The following is a 591-nucleotide window of genomic DNA, read 5'->3' on the forward strand; positions in this document are numbered from 1 at the left end:
AGGATCAAACTCTCCATAAAAATTTATGATGTTTGATTAGCTCATAATACTAAATAATGTTTGTAACATTTAAGTTACTTATTGGAATTAACGTTGACATATTGTCATTCAGTTTTCAATGTTCATTCTAAAATCTTTATATGGTGGAGACTAGCGGGATCGAACCGCTGACCTCCTGCGTGCAAAGCAGGCGCTCTCCCAGCTGAGCTAAGCCCCCATAATATTTTAAGAAGTCGGGAAGACAGGATTCGAACCTGCGACCCCTTGGTCCCAAACCAAGTGCTCTACCAAGCTGAGCTACTTCCCGTATGTAGTTATTAAATAATTTTAAATGGCGCGCCCGATAGGAGTCGAACCCATAACCTCTTGATCCGTAGTCAAACGCTCTATCCAATTGAGCTACGGGCGCTATATTTAAAATGGTGCCGAGGACCGGAATCGAACCGGTACGGTGATCTCTCACCGCAGGATTTTAAGTCCTGTGCGTCTGCCAGTTCCGCCACCCCGGCAAAATAATGGAGCGGAAGACGGGATTCGAACCCGCGACCCCCACCTTGGCAAGGTGGTGTTCTACCACTGAACTACTTCCGC

Annotated in this window: 5 tRNA genes; all 5 read right to left on the reverse strand. The window is 46.0% G+C overall.

What is annotated here, in order from left to right:
* Positions 1–141: 141 nt before the first annotated feature.
* Positions 142–217, reverse strand: a tRNA-Ala gene (locus tag HS848_RS12505).
* Positions 218–233: 16 nt separating this feature from the next.
* A tRNA-Pro gene (locus tag HS848_RS12510) sits at positions 234–307 on the reverse strand.
* Between the two features lie 25 nt (positions 308–332).
* Positions 333–409 (reverse strand) — tRNA-Arg (locus HS848_RS12515).
* A gap of 11 nt (positions 410–420) precedes the next feature.
* Positions 421–509, reverse strand: a tRNA-Leu gene (locus tag HS848_RS12520).
* A 7-nt stretch (positions 510–516) separates the two neighbouring features.
* Positions 517–591, reverse strand: a tRNA-Gly gene (locus HS848_RS12525).

Source organism: Staphylococcus caledonicus (assembly GCF_016238465.1).
GTDB classification, from domain to species: domain Bacteria; phylum Bacillota; class Bacilli; order Staphylococcales; family Staphylococcaceae; genus Staphylococcus; species Staphylococcus caledonicus.